Source organism: Aquimarina algiphila (assembly GCF_947494415.1).
GTDB lineage: Bacteria > Bacteroidota > Bacteroidia > Flavobacteriales > Flavobacteriaceae > Aquimarina > Aquimarina algiphila.
In genome coordinates this window covers 106,828-125,628 of the sequence record NZ_CANLVC010000002.1, presented here as the reverse complement: position 1 = coordinate 125,628, position 18,801 = coordinate 106,828, and the positions used below count along the sequence as shown (strand labels likewise).

Genomic DNA, 18,801 nt, shown 5'->3' with positions numbered 1-18,801 from the left:
TTTTATTGACATTCATTTTTATCCAAATGCATTAAAATTTTTCTCACTTTGGATTTGATGGAAGCACTTTCAGTTTGCATAACATTTTCACAGAGTACTCTAAGCTCTTGTTTATACTCAGGGATATGTTTTGTTACTTCATAAAACCCTTGATAAGCCCAAGCTCGAACAAACTTTTTTTCACTAATAATACATGCTCTTACAAACAGATCCAAAGTATTAATAACGGAAGTACTAATGAGAACTTTTGGGAGTAATTGTAGTATATGTAATTTGGCTTCCCAATTTTTTAACTTGGTACTATTGCTTAGTAGTTCATTTATTAAATGTTGTGGGAGCGTTTTTTTATGATCGTAATGATGTTTAATAAGCCAGGTAGTAGCAGTTTGAAGAGCTGTGTTATTATATGTAATGTTTACTAAGGATTCAAAAAATGAAATATCATGATGGTTATGGTCATAACAGGCTATTAAGTAATCGGTATGAATACCATCCCATTTTTTTAAAATATGGATAAGATTACTTTCCATTTTTATATTGACATCAGATTACTTTAATCAACTCTTTTATGATTGATAGAGTAATGTACTATTTTTTTGTAAACCTATACTCGTCATCCCAAACAACCGAAAAGTTTTCTTTTTCTTCCTTTATAAATTCTACATATTTACCATAGGTAATATCAATAAATTTGGTATTGGATAATGCTCGAAGAGGATAAGTTGTAGTATTGCTAAGATCAGTCATGATCAGGTGATCACCATCTTTTTTAATTTCAACAATTATGATTTCATGGTTCTTAGTACCGATGTAAGTACCTAAATATTTGTTTTTTGTATCTGAAGGAATTTTTATTGTTTTAATCTTTTTTGGAAGTATAATATCCCAGGAATTAAGTTCACATAAGCCTCTTAGAATTTCTCGAAATAAATCCTCTCCATTATCAGAGTTGGTGGTCATAATAATGCCATCGCCAGTATATGGGTACATCGCCATATAACTAAAAAAACCAGCAATTCTTCCGCTATGCGAAAAACTAAAATAATCATCTTTTCCTCTTAGGTCAAACCCCAGACCATATTTATCGCCTCCCATCAATTCATTTGCAGAACCTCTTGAAATATTCCCTTCTTCTGTAGTTAATGATTTTTGAAGTGCTATACACATTTTTGCTAAATCAGAAGGGGTGGTCCATAATCCTGCAGAAGTCTTTCTCGGCGTATTATGCCAATAGCCTTTTCTCACTTTTCCTTTTGTAGTGTAGGAATAGGAGTATTCGACATTGTTCTTATTTGGTAAAATGGTCTCAAAAGTACTATGAGTCATTCCTAGAGGTTCTAGTACATTTTCTTTTGCCAAATCAGCAAAGGGGCTACCTGTAATATCTTCTAATACCTTTTGAACAATTGAATATCCAGGATTAGAATAATTATATACTGTTCCTGGTATGGTATCCATAGAAAATCCGGGATTGTTTCCAATACCATTAAGAGTCTCGTCTAAACTGGGAAGTCTTTCTGTTGTAGTATACCCACTGGCATTAAAATTTGAAACTCCGGCAGTATGATTGAGTAACATTCTCAGTGTTATTGAAGCTTTACTGGTAAAATCATTTTCTGGTAGCTCCCAGGATTTTAGATAAGTGCGAATATCTTCATCAAGGTCTAATATGCACTGATCTCTTAGTTGTATTGTTGTCAGCCCAGTGATCGATTTACTAATCGAAGCCACTTGAAATCTAGTATTTTGATCAACGACTATATGATCTTTTTTTCTGGCGTAACCATATCCTTTTACCAAGTCTATTTTCCCATCTTTTATAGTGGTTATGCTAACTCCAGGGATATTATAATGCTTCATTCTATCTAAAATATTGTAATAACGAGGTTCAGAAATCACTTGAACCATGGGAAGCAAATGATCCTCAAATAATAAATTTTGAGGATCGTTATTACGTTTCTTGGTTTTAGAACAAGAACAAAATAATAGCATGATAGTAAACAGAATAGTCGAATATATTACTAGTGATTTCATCTGTTTACATTTTGTTGCCTTAGTCCTTTACCTTATCATTGTTTTCGTTTAACAAAATCGGAGTACCAAAACCTAATTGTTCTAATTTCTTTAATTGTGTTTTGGCATCACCTACTACAAGGTATGTCATTTTGTTAGGATTAAGATATTTATTAGCCAACTGTTTAACTTCTTCTACAGTCATATTATTTACAATAGATTCTCGTTGGGTAACATAATCTTTTGGATATTGAAAAGAACTAATGTTAAGTAACATATTCAATTTAGAGTTTAAAGTCTCAAAGGCTCTGGCGTTGCTTTTTATTAAAGAGCTTTTTGTGATTTCTAAATCATCTTGATTATAGTTTTTACCGTAATTATTAAGAATCTGTTTAATCAACTCTACAGATTCATAAGTAACATTGGATCGTACACCACTTGATATTCTAAATGGTCCTGGGATAGTACTACCAGAAAATCCAGAGCGTATACCATAAGTGTATCCTTTACCTTCACGCAATTGTTGTGTCAACTGAGAGGCAAAACCCCCACCTCCTAATCGATAGTTCATAACTTGTGCAGGATAATAATCAGTATCTGTAGCAGCCAGGGCAGGATATCCAAATCGTAATTGTGATTGTTTTGCATCCGGGACATCATAAAAATATACTTTGGACTGTTCTGGAGCTTTAGGTGTGTCTATATCTGGAAATCTAACTTCTTTAGTTTGCCAATTATTATTGAGCGTTGCTAACGAGTTTTTTACTTGAGAACTTGTAATATCTCCTACGATAAGTATCTTAGTAATGCTAGGTGAAATATTTTGGTTATAGTATTGTTTAAGATCATCAATAGTTATAGACATGACAGATGCTTCTGTGCCTAAATTATCATGAGAAAGAATATGACCTTCTCCATAAATAAGTTTAGCATATTGATTGTTTGCGATATTTCTAGGGCTAGCTTTTCCTTGTTGAATTTCACTAATAACACTTTGCTGAAGTAATCCAAACTCTTTGACAGCCCATCTGGGTTGCAGGATCATTTCTTCTATCAAGCGTATGGTCTTGTCATAATTTTTGGAAAGAGTACTACCTTGTATTACTATGCTTTCATTTCCTCCCGAGATTGTAATAAATGCACCAAGGCTTTCGATCGCATTTTCGAGCTCTTCTGGAGTTTTATTTTGTGTTCCTTTAGTCATTAGTCGTGCTAAGAGGTTTGATACACCAATTTTGTCTGACTTTTCTAATAATAATCCTCCTCTGATATTCATTCTAAATTGAACAAGTGGTACTTCACTATTTTGAATTCCGTATACCTCTAGTCCTGAACTAAGATTTTCTTGCCATAATTCAGGTATTTTGACCTCTGGACTTTCTCCATATGGAGGCTCTAGAGTACGATCAAAAGAAGAAGGTGTTTTCTCATATTCTGCAGTAATGCTAGCATCAAAAGTTTCTTCAGCTCCTTCAACGATTTTCTCTTCCACAACTTCAGCAAGTGTCGAATTATTAAGTATTAAGTCGGTCTTACCAATAGGAACAAAACTGGTGGCAATATAATGCTTGTCTTTAATGTACAGGTTATATACTCTAGTAATGTCATCAATAGTTACTGCCAGTATATTTTGCACATCCTGATTAATAAAGCCAGGATCTCCAGCAAAGATTTCATACTGTGCTAATTGAAACCCTTTACCGAGTACACTGGATAATCTGTTATAAAAAGCGGTTTCTTGACCAGCTTTTATACGATCCAAATCTTGTTGAGAAATACCCTCGGTTTCGAATTTAGTAAAAGCTGTTTTAATTGCTTTATCAACATCGTTTAAGTTCGTTTTTTCAAAACCACGAATAATTAATTCATACTGCCCAGCTAATTCTGATCCAGCATTATACATGGTAACCTCAGAAGTTAATTGCTTTTCTTCTACTAATACTTTATAGAAAGGAGCTTTTTTTCCTTCAGAAAGATAACTGGTTAATACTTGTAGAGGGTAAGAGTCAGGATGATATACTGGAACCGTAGGCCATGTCATGGTTAATTGTGGAAGTCGTGCAAAATTATCTTCATAATATAATTTTTTGGTTTCGTTCAAGATCGCAGGACGTTTTTCGAGGGTTGGAATGTCTTTTCCTCTTTTAATCTCATCAAAGTATTTATGTACCCATTCTTTTGCCTGATCAGCATCAAAATCTCCTGCAATTGTTAGTGTTACATTGTTAGGAACATACCAACGGTTATAAAAATCTTTTACATCTTGTAATGTTGCGTTCTGTAGATCCTCGAGAGATCCTATTACTTGCCAGCTGTATGGATGATCTGCAGGATACATGTTTTTGTCAATTATATAATCAACATGTCCATAAGGACGATTGTCGATACTCTGACGTTTTTCATTCTTAACTACTTGTTTTTCTTTAGCCAAAACAGGGTCGGTAACAGTATTAATGAAGAATCCTAGTTTATCAGCTTCTGCCCAGATCATCTTTTCAAGGGCATCCTTAGGGACAGTTTGGTAATAATTAGTTCGATCTCTGCTTGTAGAACCATTTGCCCCAGATCCTCCAATACGTGCACTCATTTTATCTAATCCACCTTTTCCCAGATTTTCTGATTCAAGAAAAAGTAAATGCTCAAATAAGTGAGCAAAACCAGTTCTTCCTTCGATCTCACGAGCAGAACCAACATGTGCAGTTAATGCTACTGCAACTACAGGATCAGATGTATCTCTATGAAAAATAACTTGTAACCCGTTGTCAAGTGTAAACTTCTCAAAATCTACATTAAATTCCTTGTTTTTGATTGCTTGTGTTTTGGGTTCTGGATCTTTTTTACAAGAGATCAGTATTCCTGAAAGGAGTACGATTGTAAATAGAAATTTTATTGTTTTCATGATTGATAAATTAAGATGATTTTTTTCCTTAGAAATAATGTAATGTCAACTAAGGTCTTAATGCCTCATATATTACGATACTTACAGCATTTGCAAGGTTTAAACTTCTAATATGGTCATTATATATCGGAATTTTATAGATTCTATCAAGATTAGCTTGAGTAATATTTTGTGGGAGACCTACAGACTCTTTTCCAAATATCAGGAACATATCATCTTCATAATCTACAGACCAATGGTCAGCTTCTCCATGACTAGAGAAAAACGCCATCTTTTTATTTTTATGAATGGCAAAAAAGTCCTCAATATTTTCATATATATTTAGAGAGAGGTGTTTCCAATAATCTAGTCCTGCTCGTTTTACCCTCTTGTCACTTAGCTCAAATCCAAACGGTTTTACTAAGTGTAAATTTGATCCCGAGGCCAAGCTTAATCGACCAATATTACCAGTATTTGTAGGGATTTCGGGTTCTATTAAAACAATATTATATGCCATTCTTTATGGTTCTTATTTGTTTTTATGAGAATTTGAATTGTTTAAAATAATGAGTTTTTGCCATATTTTTCTGCTTAATCCAGTAGTTAGAATCTCAATTTCGTTAACTGCTCTAACGACTTTTTCATCGGGTAGGCTTTGTGAATATAACGCAGCTACTTTGCCAACTAGGGCTGTTGCTTCTGAGCAATAATCCAGGTATCTCTGAAGCTGAAAAGGGGTTAAAGAACGTTTTGGTGAGTTTTCTGTTGCAGATTCTGATAGGTCAGTAACATTGGGATCTTTTGTTAGTTGGTGCATATCAATTACATGTGCAATGACTCTAAGTTCATTAAGAGATTTTAATGCACGTTTCATTTTTAACCTCGACTCTAAAGAGACCAGAAAGAAGATGGCAGCGCCTAATAAAATGATATCATTAAAAATAGCTTCAGATATCGTAACCACATTGGCAAGTGTAGTTTTTCCAAGTTTTAGATCAATATAGGTAATGCTATAAACTAAACCTCCTAAACCAATCAATATAATCAAATACGAAAAAACTCTAAGTGTTATATTAGGAGATGAAATCCATTCGATACTTTGTTTGGTCTTTTGAGTTGTATTCAAAAATTGCAGACATAATGTATTGAGTCCTGAATTTGGAAATCGATCGGCTACTCTTTTTTCTAGTAAATCGATTGTCTTAATGATTTTATTAGGTTCGAGACGTATACTATCATTCATAAGTGTAAAGTATTCAAAAATCTAAATTACAAAAAAAGCACACGTTACATTCTGTTAAGAACGCAAGTGCGCTTTTTTTTAGAATATTTTCTATTTAAGATTTCGGAACAGGAAATCCTCTATCTTTCATTAATGCTTCAATTTTTGCATCACGTCCTCTAAACTTTTGATAAGCTTCTGCTGGATCCATTGCATTACGAGGTGCAAAAAGATACTTTACTAATTTAGCAGCTACTTCTTTGTCATAGAATCCACCTGGTGCTTCTGCAAAAGCTTCTGCAGCATCAGAAGTAAGTACATCGGCCCACATATATCCGTAGTATGCAGTGGCATATCCTTCACCAGAAAATACGTGTCCAAAATGAGGTGTGCGATGACGCATCACCAATTCTTTGGGCATGTTTAGTGATGTTAATGTTTCTTTTTCAAAAGCATCAACATCAATATTTGATGGATCTGCCAAATGAAATTTCATATCCATTAGGGCAGAGGCTAGGTATTCTGTAGTAGCAAACCCTTGATTAAAAGTTGCCGCTTTTTTAATTTTTTCAACCAATGCTTTTGGCATAGGTTCTCCCGTTTTATAATGTACTAAGTAGTTATCAATCACTTTATCTGTAGATAACCAGCGCTCTAATAATTGAGACTGAAACTCTGTGTAATCACGTACGCCACCATTAAGGGTTGGATATCTTACCTCTGATGAAAAGAAGTGTAGTGCATGTCCAAATTCATGGAAAAAAGTAGTGGCATCATCCCAGGATACTAAAACAGCTTCTCCTGGAGCCGGCTTCACAAAATTAGAATTATTAGACCCTAGTACAGTCTTTTTTCCATCAAAAGTGGTGTGGCTTCTATACGTGTTTGCCCAAGCTCCAGATCTTTTTCCGGTTCTGGCAAATGGATCCAAATACCATAAGCCAATATGTTCTCCAGAAGTTTTATCATTTACTTCCCATACTTTTACATCTTCATGAAAAACAGGAACCTTACCTTCTTCAACAGGTGTGAATTTGAAATTAAATAACTCACCAGCAACAAAAAACATAGCCTCTCTTAATTTATCTAATTGTAAGTACTGTTTTACTTCATCAGAATCGAGATCATATTTCTTTTTTCTTACTTTTTCAGCGTAATAACGATAATCCCAAGGTTCTATGGTAATATTATCTTTGTTTGTATTAGCCACAGCTTGCATATCGGCTACTTCTTCTTTTACTCTGGCTATAGCAGCAGGCCAAACGGCATTCATTAATTTCATTGCATTTTCTGGATTCTTCGCCATACGATTTTGTAATCTCCAGTCTGCATAATTATCATATCCTAGTAATGCGACACGTTCTTTTCTTAATTTCAGAATTTTAGCAATATTTTCATTATTATCCTTATCATCCCCATTGTCTCCTCTGGAATAGTAATTTTTCCATACTTTTTCACGCAAGTCACGCTCATCAGAATAGGTAAGGAAAGGATCCATAGAAGATCTGGTATTGGTTACAGCATATTTACCTTCTTGCCCTCTATCTGTAGCAGCTTTTGCATATGCATTAATTAAAGGTTCTGATAAACCACTTAATTGATCTTTTGTAAGATAGGTTACATACCCTTCTTCATCAGCTAAAATGTTATTAGAGAAATTAGTGTATATTCCAGAAAGTTCTTTATTGATCGCAGCATAACGCTTCTTTTTTTCTTCATCTAATTCTGCTCCATTCATAGCAAAGCCTTCGTACGTTAACTGTACCACTCTTTGCTGATCAGCTTCCAGAGGTGTTTTTAATGAATTGTCATATACTGCTTTGACACGTTGAAATAACTTCTCATTTTGAGAAATTTTAGAATTAAATTCAGACAATTTAGGAGCCATTTCCTTCTGGACTTCTCTAAATTCTGGCGAGGACATATTACCGCTTAAAATCCCATAATATGTAAATACCCGACTTAATTCTGCTCCGGATTTTTCTAATGGAATGATTGTATTTTCAAAAGTAGGAGCTTCAGTGTTATTAGCAATCTCATCAATTTCTTTGAGATTAAGTTCCATTCCTTTTTCAAGAGCCGGTTTTATATCGGCAACTGTCATTTTATCAAATGCAGGAGTACCACCATATGGCCCTGTCCATTCTTTTAATAAAACATTTGCGGTCTCTTCTGTTTCTTTTGTTGTTTCGGTTTCCACAGGTTCTTTCTTTTGATTACAACTTGTCATAAGTACAATAGCAGATAGTGCTACTGTTTTAAAAGTTGTAGAGAGTTGTGAGTTAATCATGACTATTCAATTTTTAAATTCTAAACTTGTTATTGTTAGCAAAGAAGATAGCGTTTACAAAGAAAAGCTTTCCATTTTCCCAAAAGGATCTGAATAATGGATTGTCTACCATATAGATAATACTTCCACTGCCGATTTGAGACTCTCCAAAGACAAGAGAGTTATTTAGGTTTTTTAGGGCATCTTTTCCTGCAAATCCAGATACACTTTGTGGCTGTTCTATGTAGGCTATATTATAACCATCCTTAAGAAATTTATAAGAATTACTTCCTAGTTTTAGACTAAAATACGTATCGTCATATCCAAAAGCCATAGGATGGGATGGATCTACTTTTGTTTTAAAAATACTTCCTGTAATAAAATCTTTGACACTTTTACGTTCTCGTTGATCATAAGGAATAAGATTGCCTATAGAATCCTTATCTTTTTCACTTGCTTCATTTTTCTTAAGGTCAAAACCTTCTTTGTCAGCAAAAACACTTACCGCGTTAGCAATAGCAATTACTTTTCCACCGCTACGCACCCATTTTTTTATTTTATCCAACGTGGTTTTATCGAGATATCCATTATAATACCCGTTTGGCATAATGAGCACGTCATATTTACTAAGGTCGATTCTTTTGAAATATTTGGTATCAATGGAAGTAATAGGAAATTTTAGTTGTTGTTCAAAGAAATGCCATATTTCTCCATAACTTAAAGATGAAGTATAATCACCTTTTAATACTGCAATTTTTTGATTATTAATTAGTTTTACTTCTGGAGATCCAAAATCTACACCATTGCCAGAGAAACTTGTAGGAGTGGTATAGAGTTTACGATAATGTTTGTTAGCAATGTCAACTACTATTTGATCATAATTTTTGGTTTTACGATTATCACTTTTTGTAATAATTAAGCTCCCTTTTTTAAAGCTTTCGGTACCATTTGTAAAATCTTTTTCACTAAAACGTACCCTGATATTATGTTGCAATAAATCAGCCATAAAAGAAGCATCCTCAATACTATTCCACTTGCTTATATATCCAGCTCCAGAAGAAGATACGGTATTGTTTATAGTAGTAGTCTTTTTGTTTCCATTTGCAGCAATTAATGAAGTTGACGCAATGGCATCTAACCCGTATGCATGAGGAATACTCCAGGCGGTAATATCATAGGTAAGAGGATTGCTTAATTTTGCATCGGGTTCAAAGAGCACCTTTACCATTTTTCCTTTGGGTTGATTTACGCTTACTACTAATGCTCCATTACCATTAATACTACCTGCTTTATTTTCTTTAAAGTTAAATCCTGAAATTTTTGCAGTATTAGAGAATCCGTATTTAATTTCATGTTTATCCAATAAATTTGTCAGCGCATTAATTTTGTCGGCTTTTCCAGTTAGAACATAACTCTTATATTTTAAATTAGAATTCTCAAAGAATTTCTTAAACTCAGTAGTTAATTTTTCTACATTTTTAGATGCAATTTCGACTGTTGATAACCCAGTTGTTGTATGATGTAAAGCTCTGTCTTTAAGAGTTAAGATATAGCCTTCATCAGTTTGAATACCTAATCCGGCACGTCCATGACCCGCTTGTTCATAAGTCATTCCGATTGCTCCCATAAAAGTTGGGTAAGTATCTCCATAACTTGGATATAATAAATCAAAGCGTTCCCTCGTATAGAACAGCCAGCCTTCTGCATCAAAGTACCTGGCATGATTCTTACCAATTTGTGTTTGAAAATCTCTTTGCCAGGGTGTTATAATTTCGTGAAAAGGTTCTGCTGCAGGAGCAAAATAGTAAGGCTCATTAATGCCTTGTTCATGAAAATCCACATGTACATGAGGCATCCAGGTATTGTATACTTTTAAACGCTGTTGCGATTCTACTTGAGTAGCCCAAGCCCAATCCCTATTAAGATCAAATAAATAATGGTTAGGTCTTCCTCCTGGCCAAGGTTCATTATGTTCTGTAGCTAATTGATCTACGTTATATGGTGTTGCTTTTACCTGATTATACCAGTTTGCGTATCGATCACGACCATCAGGATTAATGCAGGGGTCTATAATAACCACTGTGTTTTGTAACCAGGATGTCTTTTTGGTAATAAGTTCATAGATAGTTTGCATTGCAGCTTCTGTACTAGAAGCCTCATTTCCGTGTACATTATAACTAAGCCAAACAATTGCAGTTTGAGGTGAGGCAGTACCTTCTACGATACCTACATTTTTGAGGTTATCTAATCTGATGTTCTCAATATTATTAATGTTCTCTTCAGAAGAAATGATAGCATATGTTAATGGTCTGCGTTCATTAGTTTTTCCATAGGTATGATACGTAACCATTTTAGAATGATCAGCAACATGGTTGAAATAATTAATTACTTCGGCATGACGTGTAAATTGATCGCCAATTTCATAACCTAAAAATTCTGCCGGAGATTGTAATTTGTTTTGAGAGTAAGTTAAACATGCCGTTACGACAAAGAAAGTGAATATTATTTTTTTCATTGATTGATGATAGTTTTAAAAGGGTAAAATACCGAGTTAAATTTAGGATATAATCTGTATTAACTAAAATTTAGGATTTACAATCACAATCTAATGTATATTTAACCTCTCAAAAAAAACATACGTATGCCTAGTGACTGTATTCCGTTTCGTGATACGAATTACTTTTCATCTCTTATTTGTGATTATTTAGACGAAAAAGCTGAATTACAACCTTTTTATAATCGTTTTCCCAAATTAGAAAACTTCAAAGACCAAATTGAAGAGAAAAAACAATCATTTTCTGATGAGAATAGAAAGATACTTGTTAGTGCATTAGCAAATCAATACAAATCTGTTACAATATCTGAAGCTACTCAGGAAAATGTTGAGTTGTTTAAAACTAAAAATACCTTTACCGTTGTAACAGGACATCAATTAAATCTTTTTACAGGGCCGTTATATTTTTTGTATAAGATTATTTCTACAATAAATCTAACTAAGGTTTTAAAAGAAAAGCATCCAGAAAATAACTTTGTTCCAGTGTATTGGATGGCGACCGAAGATCATGATTTTGATGAGATTAATTATTTTAATCTTTTTGGTAAAAAGATCCAATGGAATCGTAAGGATGGTGGGGCCGTAGGCAGATTTGATACAAAAGGGCTTGATAAAGTTTTAGAGGTTTTTTCTTCGGAAATCGGATTAGGTCGTAATGCAGAACAACTTAAATTACTATTTAAAGAAGCATATTTAGAACACAGCAATCTTACTGAAGCTACCCGTTATTTAGCAAATAGACTTTTTGGAGCGTATGGTTTAGTGATTATTGATGGGGATGATGCAGATTTGAAACAACTTTTTGTTCCATATGTAGAAAAAGAACTGGTAGAACAAGTTTCATATGCTAAAGTTTTACCAAAAACAAAGGAATTAGAATTACAAGGATATAAGGTACAGGTAAACCCCAGAGAAATCAATCTTTTTTACCTAGCAGAAGGTTTAAGAGAACGTATCATAGAAAATGAAGGAAAGTATTTTGTTAACGAAACAGATATTTCTTGGAGCAAGAGTGAAATATTAAAAGAACTCTCCGAGTTTCCAGAAAGGTTTAGTCCCAATGTTATGATGAGGCCTTTATATCAAGAGGTTATTTTACCTAACTTATGTTATATTGGTGGAGGTGGTGAATTAGCATATTGGTTTGAATTAAAAGATTATTTTGATGCTGTTCAGATACCTTTTCCAATGCTTTTACTTCGTAATTCGACACTGATTCAGACTGAAAAACAAGCAGAAAAAATTGAAAAATTAAATGTTTCTGATACAGAATTATTTTTAAAGCAGCATGAATTAATTAATCGCAAAGTGCGTCGTATCTCTAATATAAATATCAATTTTGACCCGCAGCGTAAACATCTTAAAAAACAGTTTGAAGAGATGTATACATTAGCAGAACAAACAGATGTTACTTTTTATAATGCTGTAAAAGCACAAGAAGTAAAACAACTCAAAGGATTGGATGCGTTAGAAAAGAGATTGTTAAAAGCGCAAAAAAGGAAGTTAAGTGATCATGTAAAGCGTTTAACAACAATGCAAAACGAATTGTTTCCTAATCAAAGCTTACAAGAACGTAATACGAACTTTTCTGAATTATATTTAGAATATGGAGAAGATTTGATACCTATGTTGCTAAAGTATCTAGATGCTCTTAAAGGACAGTTTTTGGTTTTGAAAAAGTAAGTAGGTATTAGCTTTTAGATGAAGTCATATTTATTAGATATGAGATATTACATTCTAGTATGATTTTAACTATGAATCAAACGTATTATGAAATTCCCGATACGATATATTTTATATAGTTTACGGAACCAGGAACATACCTTTCCAATTTGTGTTTTCTTTTTTAAACAGTACCCTAATATGATTTGGTCGTTTCAAACGTAAATATTCAATACGGTTTGGAATTAATTTGATGACCGAAAAAAAATGCTTCCCTTCTAGATAATCAACTGCTTCAGGATTTTTTATAGCTTTACCCGGGGATAGCTTAGAAGTGTATTCTTTCCTGGAGTTTTGTGGTATTTGATTCCAAATTGATTGTAATTTAGAATCATCAGTAATAATTTTAGCATTAGCTTGTATTGAAATTTGTAATAATCGCTCGGTATCAAAAAATAATAAGCTAACTGCATCATGCTCTTTGATATGATTCATTTTTTCAGACCTTTTGTCTGTATAAAAAATAAGTTGTAGTTGATCATTGGTTTCTCGAAGTACAACGGTACGCATTTTTGGTGTTCCGTTAATATCTGAAGTCGCTAGTGTAAAGTATCTAAAAGGATGGTCCTTAGTTTTTGAGGCAGCTTTTAAGTCTCTGATAATTGAAGAAAAGATGATGTCGGGCATGTGCGAATTTTTTTCTTAAAGTTAATCAATTTAATGAGGGAATCAAAAGTAAAAGGATCTGGATAGTATTATGAAAAAGTAGATTATAATGGGGAAAACTATAAGATCTATGCTTTAAAAATAACCTGTTATAAATAAAGTGAAAAATTATTCTATTCAGGATTTCAGGGTTATTAATTTAATTTTATTTTTGCCTATGCAAAACAACGTACTTATTTTAGATTTCGGATCGCAATATACTCAGCTTATTGCACGAAGAGTTAGAGAGTTAAATATATATTGTGAAATTCATCCCTACAATAACTTACCAGATAATGTGTCAGATTTTAAGGCAGTAATCCTTTCTGGTTCACCTTTTTCGGTTAGAGGAGAAGATGCTCCACATCCTGATTTATCAGAAATTCGAGGAAAAAGACCGCTATTGGCAGTGTGTTATGGAGCTCAGTATTTGGCACATTTTAGCGGAGGAGAAGTTGCTCCGTCCAATACAAGAGAATATGGTAGAGCGAATTTATCGTTCGTAAAAGGAGGAGAACAGTTTTTTGAAGATATTACAACAGGTTCGCAGGTATGGATGAGTCATAGTGATACAATTAAAAAATTACCTACTGGCGCGATTAGACTGGCAAGTACAGGAGATGTAGAGAATGCGGCATATAGGATTGAAAATGAAGAAACTTATGCAATTCAATTTCACCCTGAAGTATATCACTCTACCGATGGGAAGAAATTATTAGAGAATTTCTTGATTAAGATTGCAAATATTTCACCTGACTGGACGCCAGATTCTTTTGTGGATTCTACTGTAGCAGAGCTGAAAGAAAAAGTAGGTAATGATAAAGTTGTTTTGGGATTAAGCGGAGGTGTCGATTCTACTGTCGCAGCTGTATTACTACATAAAGCTATAGGAGAAAATCTACATTGTATTTTTGTAAATAATGGATTACTTCGTAAAAATGAATTCTCGGCTGTATTAAAACAATACGAGGGGATGGGGCTTAATGTAAAAGGAGTGGATGCTTCGGCACGTTTTTTGGATGCGCTTGCAGGAGAAAGTGATCCTGAAGGAAAACGAAAAACTATAGGAAGGATTTTTATTGAAGTATTTGATGATGAATCGCATAAAATAAAAGATGCAAAATGGCTTGGACAAGGAACGATTTATCCCGATGTGATTGAGTCGGTTTCGGTTAATGGACCTTCTGCTACTATAAAATCTCATCATAATGTTGGTGGTTTACCTGACTTTATGAAGCTAAAAGTTGTAGAGCCATTGCGTATGTTGTTTAAAGATGAGGTGAGAAGAGTAGGAGCGTCGATGGGGCTTGATCCAGAATTGTTAGGGAGACATCCTTTTCCAGGCCCGGGATTAGCTATTCGAATTCTAGGGGATATAACACCTGAGAAAGTTTCTGTTTTGCAAGAAGTAGATGCTATTTTTATAAATGGTTTGAAAGAGAATGGACTGTATGATAAAGTCTGGCAGGCAGGAGCAATTCTCTTACCAGTGCAAAGTGTAGGGGTTATGGGAGATGAACGTACTTATGAAAATTGTGTTGCTTTAAGAGCTGTAGAAAGTACCGATGGTATGACTGCTGATTGGGTAAATCTTCCTTATGAATTTTTACAAAATACTTCTAATGCAATAATAAACAGAGTAAAAGGCGTTAATAGAGTAGTATATGACATTAGTTCTAAACCTCCTGCAACCATAGAATGGGAATAAAAGAGTGTTTTAATTCTAATTTTTGAAGTAAGGAATAAAAATAAGTAGTATAAAACCTTCTGTTAAGAAATTGTTGTTTAACCAAGATTCTTTTTAATAGTGTAGGTTTTATCTAATTCTTAAAGCCATAAAATAATATATATAATACGCATAATCAAAAATTTTGAAACCAACCAAAATAGTTGTTAAGCGAATTAGACCTGACCATTTAAAAAAAACAATAAACATAACAGATGAAAAAGTTTTTATTGATCTTTTTGTTATTAATAGCAGCAGGTTCTGCCTATGCTCAGAGGTATAAAAGTCACACCGTTGCTAAAGGAGAAAATGTGTATAGAATAGCAAAACGTTATAATACTACTCCAGAAGCAATATATAAAATAAACCCTACAGCAAAAGATGGAGTTAAAGAAGGTGAAATTCTTGCTATTCCTATAGTCGATGATGAAGAATACAAAACGCATGTAGTAGAAAAAGGGGATACCGTATATAATCTTTCTAAAAAATATAATATTTCTACAGAAACATTCTATTTACTTAATCCAGAAGCAAAAAACGGTATTAATATAGGTCAGGTTCTTAACGTAGGAAAAATAGAGAAGAAAGATCCGTCTGCTATTGATGGTGGCTCGGTAGTTGGTAAAGAGAATGTTCTTGATAGTTTAAAAATCATACCTAAAGAACGAAAAATTGTTCGATTTATAACTCATAAGGTTAAGAGAAAAGAAACTTTATATGGTATTTCTAAAAGATATAAGGTTACTGTCGAGGATATCAAAAAACATAATAAAAGATTGTATTCTGAACAGATCAAAAAGAAAGATAAATTAAGAATACCTGTGTTTGAAGATGAATCTAGCCCAACCGAAATAGTTATAGATAGTACAACTACTAGATTGTCAACAACCACTAGATATACAATTAAACCAAAAGATACAAGATATAGTATTTCCAGAAGACACGGGATTACTATTGGAGAGTTAGAACGGCTTAATCCTAATATGGATACTAACCTTCCCGTGGGGATGCAAATTACGGTTCCAACATCTATTTTCGTTTCGTTAGAAGATGCAGTTCAACCGGGCTTTGAGTTATATGAAGTTAAACCCAAAGAAACTATTTACAGAATCTTAAAACGTACAGGGATATCTGTAGATTCTTTATTTAAAATGAATCCGTATTTAAGGGATGGTTTAAAAGCGGGAATGGTAATTACAATTCCCAAGGATACATTAATGACAACAGCTAATCTTGTTGAAGCTGGTGGAATTATTGATTTAGGTAAAAGTCTAAATAATTTCGCTCCCAAAAAAGTAGCTGTAATGCTTCCTTTTAGCTTAGATACATTAAACTTTGAAGCCATAAAAGATACAGAAGAGTATCTAAAAAATAAGACAAGCCTTAGAATTGCGTTAGATTTGTATAGTGGAGTTTTAATTGCTGTAGATTCTGCAAGAACAAGAGGGATAACTACAGAGCTAAATGTTTTTGACACGAAGAAGAATAATAATGAAAAATATATAAAGGAGTTAATTGGTCAAAATAATTTTGAGAATACAGATGTTGTTATAGGGCCTTTATATCAAAACAATGCAGAAGTAGTGGCGTCTGAACTTAAAAAGTATAATACGCCAATATTTTCTCCAGCTTCAAGAAAAGAATCAGCGCTATATGATAATTTCTTTCAGACAAGACCAACCAATGTAATGCTTCAGGATAAAATCATTTCTTATGTAGAAAAAGACTCTACTGCTAAGAATATTATTATTATTGCACAGCAAGGTAAAAGGCATGAAGAAATAAAAGAAAAATTAAAAGCTAAATTTCCTAATGCAAAGATTGCTAAAATAGAAGAAGGAAATTACCTTTATGAAGTTCGGCTTAATAAAGTTTTACATAAAAGTATGCCAAATTGGGTGTTTCTGGAGTCCAATGATGTTGCTATGTTAAGTAATGTAATCCCATTACTTAATGCTAAAGCAGAAAGCCATCAAGTTACCTTATTCACGACAGATAAAAATACTGCTTTTGATAGTGATGATATAAAGAATGAACAATTGTCAAAACTTCATCTCCATTATCCATCTGTGGACAAAGAATTTGATAATAAAGTAGTAGTAGAAGGAGAAGAAGTAACACCTTTTGTTAAAAGATATAAGAAAGAATATGGTATAGATCCTAATAATTGGGCTATACGAGGTTTTGATATTGCATATGATATTTTGTTAAGATTAGGAGCAGCCGAAAATTTATATCAAGCTGCATCTTTTGAGGGAACTACAGAATATGTAGAAAATAAATTTGAATATTCTAAAAAACTTTTAGGAGGATATTATAATAAAGCGTCCTATCTAATTAAGTTTGATGATGATCTTAAATTAACAATAGTAGAGTAATTTTTGTTAAAGTTTAGCGACTTTAAAAAAGTTATCTTAAGTTTGAAAAATCTAATAAGTATTAATTGGGAATTTTAATACTTAGAGTATTTTCTTATTCAATATAAGTTTTGAATACAGTTAAAATAAAATTTGATCAAAGTAGTGGGGACTTTGATAATGATGCTTCTTGGCGATTTTGATATCAATAACATAAGGTTAACAATTAATCTTAAAATGTTTTAGTTGAAAAAATAATAAAGTCAATAGCTAAATAATACTATGTATTGATAAAATAAAAAAAGATTTTTCTATATCTTTGATATTGTTTGGGTTATCTTTTTTTAATGTTTTTTATTTATAAAATAAGATATCCTTGGCATTATAATTGATAAGTTTTTAAATGTTAAGAAAAACAAAAAAATAATGTAAGATAGATTCTAGAAATTATGTATAATTTAAAAATAGATTGTATATTTAGAATCAAAAAGTAAAGCTATTTTATAGTATGTCAACAATATCTGCCCCATATTGTATCCCTTGACATTGTAAAATGGAAAAATAATAACTATTGGTTGGGCATAATTGTTTGCAATTATGAGTAAGTACTTTACTATTGTTTTAATTTTATTTATTACCAATAATAATGGTTTTGTAGGTAAATTCTCGTACGCAGAAAAAGATACTTTAGAATGGTCGGATTTTAGGGGTAAACCTAAATTTGATAGTCATTTTGCGGCTAGTGTGAATACGGGGATAACTTATCAATGGTCCTATGGTAAAGATAAAGGAGAAATCGAATTAAATTATCAGGTTGATAGTTTTTGCTATCCTTCTCTATCTTGGGTTAAAAAAGGACATATGTCTGAAGACCTTCTTTCTCACGAACAATTACATTTTGATATTTCAGAATTGCATGCGAGAATCATGCGAAAAAGGTTAAAGGAATACAAAGCAGGTAAGAACATACGTAGAGATCTTAATAAGATGTACAAGTTGGTAGAAAGAATGAGGATAAATATGCAAGAACGATACGATGAAGAAACAGATCATTCAAAAAATAAGGTGAATCAGGCAAAGTGGGATAAGAAGATAGAAACTCTCATGTGGTATTATAGGGATTATACAAAATAGTTTTGATTCTAAAAATTGTATGGAAATCTCACTCCAAAAAGACTTTTTAGAAAAATTGGCACATACCAAAATGCCATTCGGAAAATATAAAGACAGATATCTTATAGATCTTCCAGAATACTACGTCGTGTGGTATCATAATAAAGGATTCCCAAAAGGAGTTTTAGGACAGCAACTACAAACTGTCTATGAATTAAAATTAAACGGCTTGGAGTATTTAATTAGAAATATAAAAAATATGTAATCACATATTTGTAAATAGATAGTTAGAAAGTTTATTC

Annotated in this window: 13 protein-coding genes; 5 read left to right on the top strand and 8 right to left on the bottom strand. The window is 32.8% G+C overall.

The window, feature by feature from the left end; all coding sequences use genetic code 11:
• Nucleotides 1-2 precede the first annotated feature (2 nt).
• The 7 genes from PQF96_RS03070 to PQF96_RS03040 form a co-directional block, all read right to left on the bottom strand.
• On the bottom strand, nt 3-530 hold the full coding sequence (locus tag PQF96_RS03070) for a hypothetical protein (protein ID WP_271765051.1): 528 nt from the start codon (nt 528-530) through the stop codon (nt 3-5).
• 58 nt (nt 531-588) lie between these two features.
• On the bottom strand, nt 589-2,034 hold the full coding sequence (locus PQF96_RS03065; RefSeq protein WP_271765049.1) for a serine hydrolase domain-containing protein: 1,446 nt from the start codon (nt 2,032-2,034) through the stop codon (nt 589-591).
• Between the two features lie 19 nt (nt 2,035-2,053).
• Nucleotides 2,054-4,912: a M16 family metallopeptidase gene (locus PQF96_RS03060; RefSeq protein ID WP_271765048.1), complete on the bottom strand. Its 2,859-nt coding sequence runs from the start codon at nt 4,910-4,912 to the stop codon at nt 2,054-2,056.
• A gap of 49 nt (nt 4,913-4,961) precedes the next feature.
• Nucleotides 4,962-5,408 (bottom strand): tRNA (cytidine(34)-2'-O)-methyltransferase, encoded by a 447-nt coding sequence (locus PQF96_RS03055; protein WP_271765047.1) that lies wholly within the window; start codon nt 5,406-5,408, stop codon nt 4,962-4,964.
• Between the two features lie 12 nt (nt 5,409-5,420).
• Complete coding sequence (locus PQF96_RS03050; RefSeq protein WP_271765046.1) at nt 5,421-6,134, bottom strand: hypothetical protein; 714 nt, start codon at nt 6,132-6,134, stop codon at nt 5,421-5,423.
• A 94-nt stretch (nt 6,135-6,228) separates the two neighbouring features.
• On the bottom strand, nt 6,229-8,403 hold the full coding sequence (locus PQF96_RS03045; RefSeq protein ID WP_271765045.1) for a M3 family metallopeptidase: 2,175 nt from the start codon (nt 8,401-8,403) through the stop codon (nt 6,229-6,231).
• 13 nt (nt 8,404-8,416) lie between these two features.
• Complete coding sequence (locus PQF96_RS03040; protein ID WP_271765044.1) at nt 8,417-10,897, bottom strand: M14 family metallopeptidase; 2,481 nt, start codon at nt 10,895-10,897, stop codon at nt 8,417-8,419.
• Nucleotides 10,898-11,023: 126 nt separating this feature from the next.
• Here PQF96_RS03040 and bshC point away from each other — a divergent pair, with 126 nt between their 5' ends.
• On the top strand, nt 11,024-12,619 hold the full coding sequence (gene bshC / locus PQF96_RS03035; RefSeq protein ID WP_271765043.1) for a bacillithiol biosynthesis cysteine-adding enzyme BshC: 1,596 nt from the start codon (nt 11,024-11,026) through the stop codon (nt 12,617-12,619).
• A gap of 120 nt (nt 12,620-12,739) precedes the next feature.
• On the opposite strand, the gene PQF96_RS03030 is transcribed toward bshC, so the two are convergent.
• On the bottom strand, nt 12,740-13,285 hold the full coding sequence (locus PQF96_RS03030; RefSeq protein ID WP_271765042.1) for a pyridoxamine 5'-phosphate oxidase family protein: 546 nt from the start codon (nt 13,283-13,285) through the stop codon (nt 12,740-12,742).
• 196 nt (nt 13,286-13,481) lie between these two features.
• Here PQF96_RS03030 and guaA point away from each other — a divergent pair, with 196 nt between their 5' ends.
• The 4 genes from guaA (at nt 13,482) to PQF96_RS03010 (ending at nt 18,764) form a co-directional block, all read left to right on the top strand.
• Nucleotides 13,482-15,011 (top strand): glutamine-hydrolyzing GMP synthase, encoded by a 1,530-nt coding sequence (guaA, locus tag PQF96_RS03025; RefSeq protein ID WP_143915502.1) that lies wholly within the window; start codon nt 13,482-13,484, stop codon nt 15,009-15,011.
• Nucleotides 15,012-15,244: 233 nt separating this feature from the next.
• Nucleotides 15,245-17,407 (top strand): amino acid ABC transporter substrate-binding protein, encoded by a 2,163-nt coding sequence (locus PQF96_RS03020; protein WP_271765041.1) that lies wholly within the window; start codon nt 15,245-15,247, stop codon nt 17,405-17,407.
• Nucleotides 17,408-17,983: 576 nt separating this feature from the next.
• Nucleotides 17,984-18,520 carry a DUF922 domain-containing protein gene (locus PQF96_RS03015; protein WP_109437127.1) on the top strand — a complete coding sequence of 179 codons (537 nt, stop codon included), beginning with the start codon at nt 17,984-17,986 and terminating at the stop codon, nt 18,518-18,520.
• A gap of 19 nt (nt 18,521-18,539) precedes the next feature.
• The gene (locus PQF96_RS03010; protein WP_109437126.1) at nt 18,540-18,764 is read left to right on the top strand and encodes a DUF3820 family protein; all 225 of its coding nucleotides are present in this window, start codon (nt 18,540-18,542) and stop codon (nt 18,762-18,764) included.
• Nucleotides 18,765-18,801 lie beyond the last annotated feature (37 nt).

What these genes read in the sequence shown, in the direction of transcription:
- PQF96_RS03070 (WP_271765051.1), bottom strand. Translation starts at nt 530, where the DNA reads ATGGAAAGTAATCTTATCCATATTTTAAAAAAATGGGATGGTATTCAT.
- PQF96_RS03065 (WP_271765049.1), bottom strand. Translation starts at nt 2,034, where the DNA reads ATGAAATCACTAGTAATATATTCGACTATTCTGTTTACTATCATGCTA.
- PQF96_RS03060 (WP_271765048.1), bottom strand. Translation starts at nt 4,912, where the DNA reads ATGAAAACAATAAAATTTCTATTTACAATCGTACTCCTTTCAGGAATA.
- PQF96_RS03055 (WP_271765047.1), bottom strand. Translation starts at nt 5,408, where the DNA reads ATGGCATATAATATTGTTTTAATAGAACCCGAAATCCCTACAAATACT.
- PQF96_RS03050 (WP_271765046.1), bottom strand. Translation starts at nt 6,134, where the DNA reads ATGAATGATAGTATACGTCTCGAACCTAATAAAATCATTAAGACAATC.
- PQF96_RS03045 (WP_271765045.1), bottom strand. Translation starts at nt 8,403, where the DNA reads ATGATTAACTCACAACTCTCTACAACTTTTAAAACAGTAGCACTATCT.
- PQF96_RS03040 (WP_271765044.1), bottom strand. Translation starts at nt 10,897, where the DNA reads ATGAAAAAAATAATATTCACTTTCTTTGTCGTAACGGCATGTTTAACT.
- bshC (WP_271765043.1), top strand. Translation starts at nt 11,024, where the DNA reads ATGCCTAGTGACTGTATTCCGTTTCGTGATACGAATTACTTTTCATCT.
- PQF96_RS03030 (WP_271765042.1), bottom strand. Translation starts at nt 13,285, where the DNA reads ATGCCCGACATCATCTTTTCTTCAATTATCAGAGACTTAAAAGCTGCC.
- guaA (WP_143915502.1), top strand. Translation starts at nt 13,482, where the DNA reads ATGCAAAACAACGTACTTATTTTAGATTTCGGATCGCAATATACTCAG.
- PQF96_RS03020 (WP_271765041.1), top strand. Translation starts at nt 15,245, where the DNA reads ATGAAAAAGTTTTTATTGATCTTTTTGTTATTAATAGCAGCAGGTTCT.
- PQF96_RS03015 (WP_109437127.1), top strand. Translation starts at nt 17,984, where the DNA reads ATGAGTAAGTACTTTACTATTGTTTTAATTTTATTTATTACCAATAAT.
- PQF96_RS03010 (WP_109437126.1), top strand. Translation starts at nt 18,540, where the DNA reads ATGGAAATCTCACTCCAAAAAGACTTTTTAGAAAAATTGGCACATACC.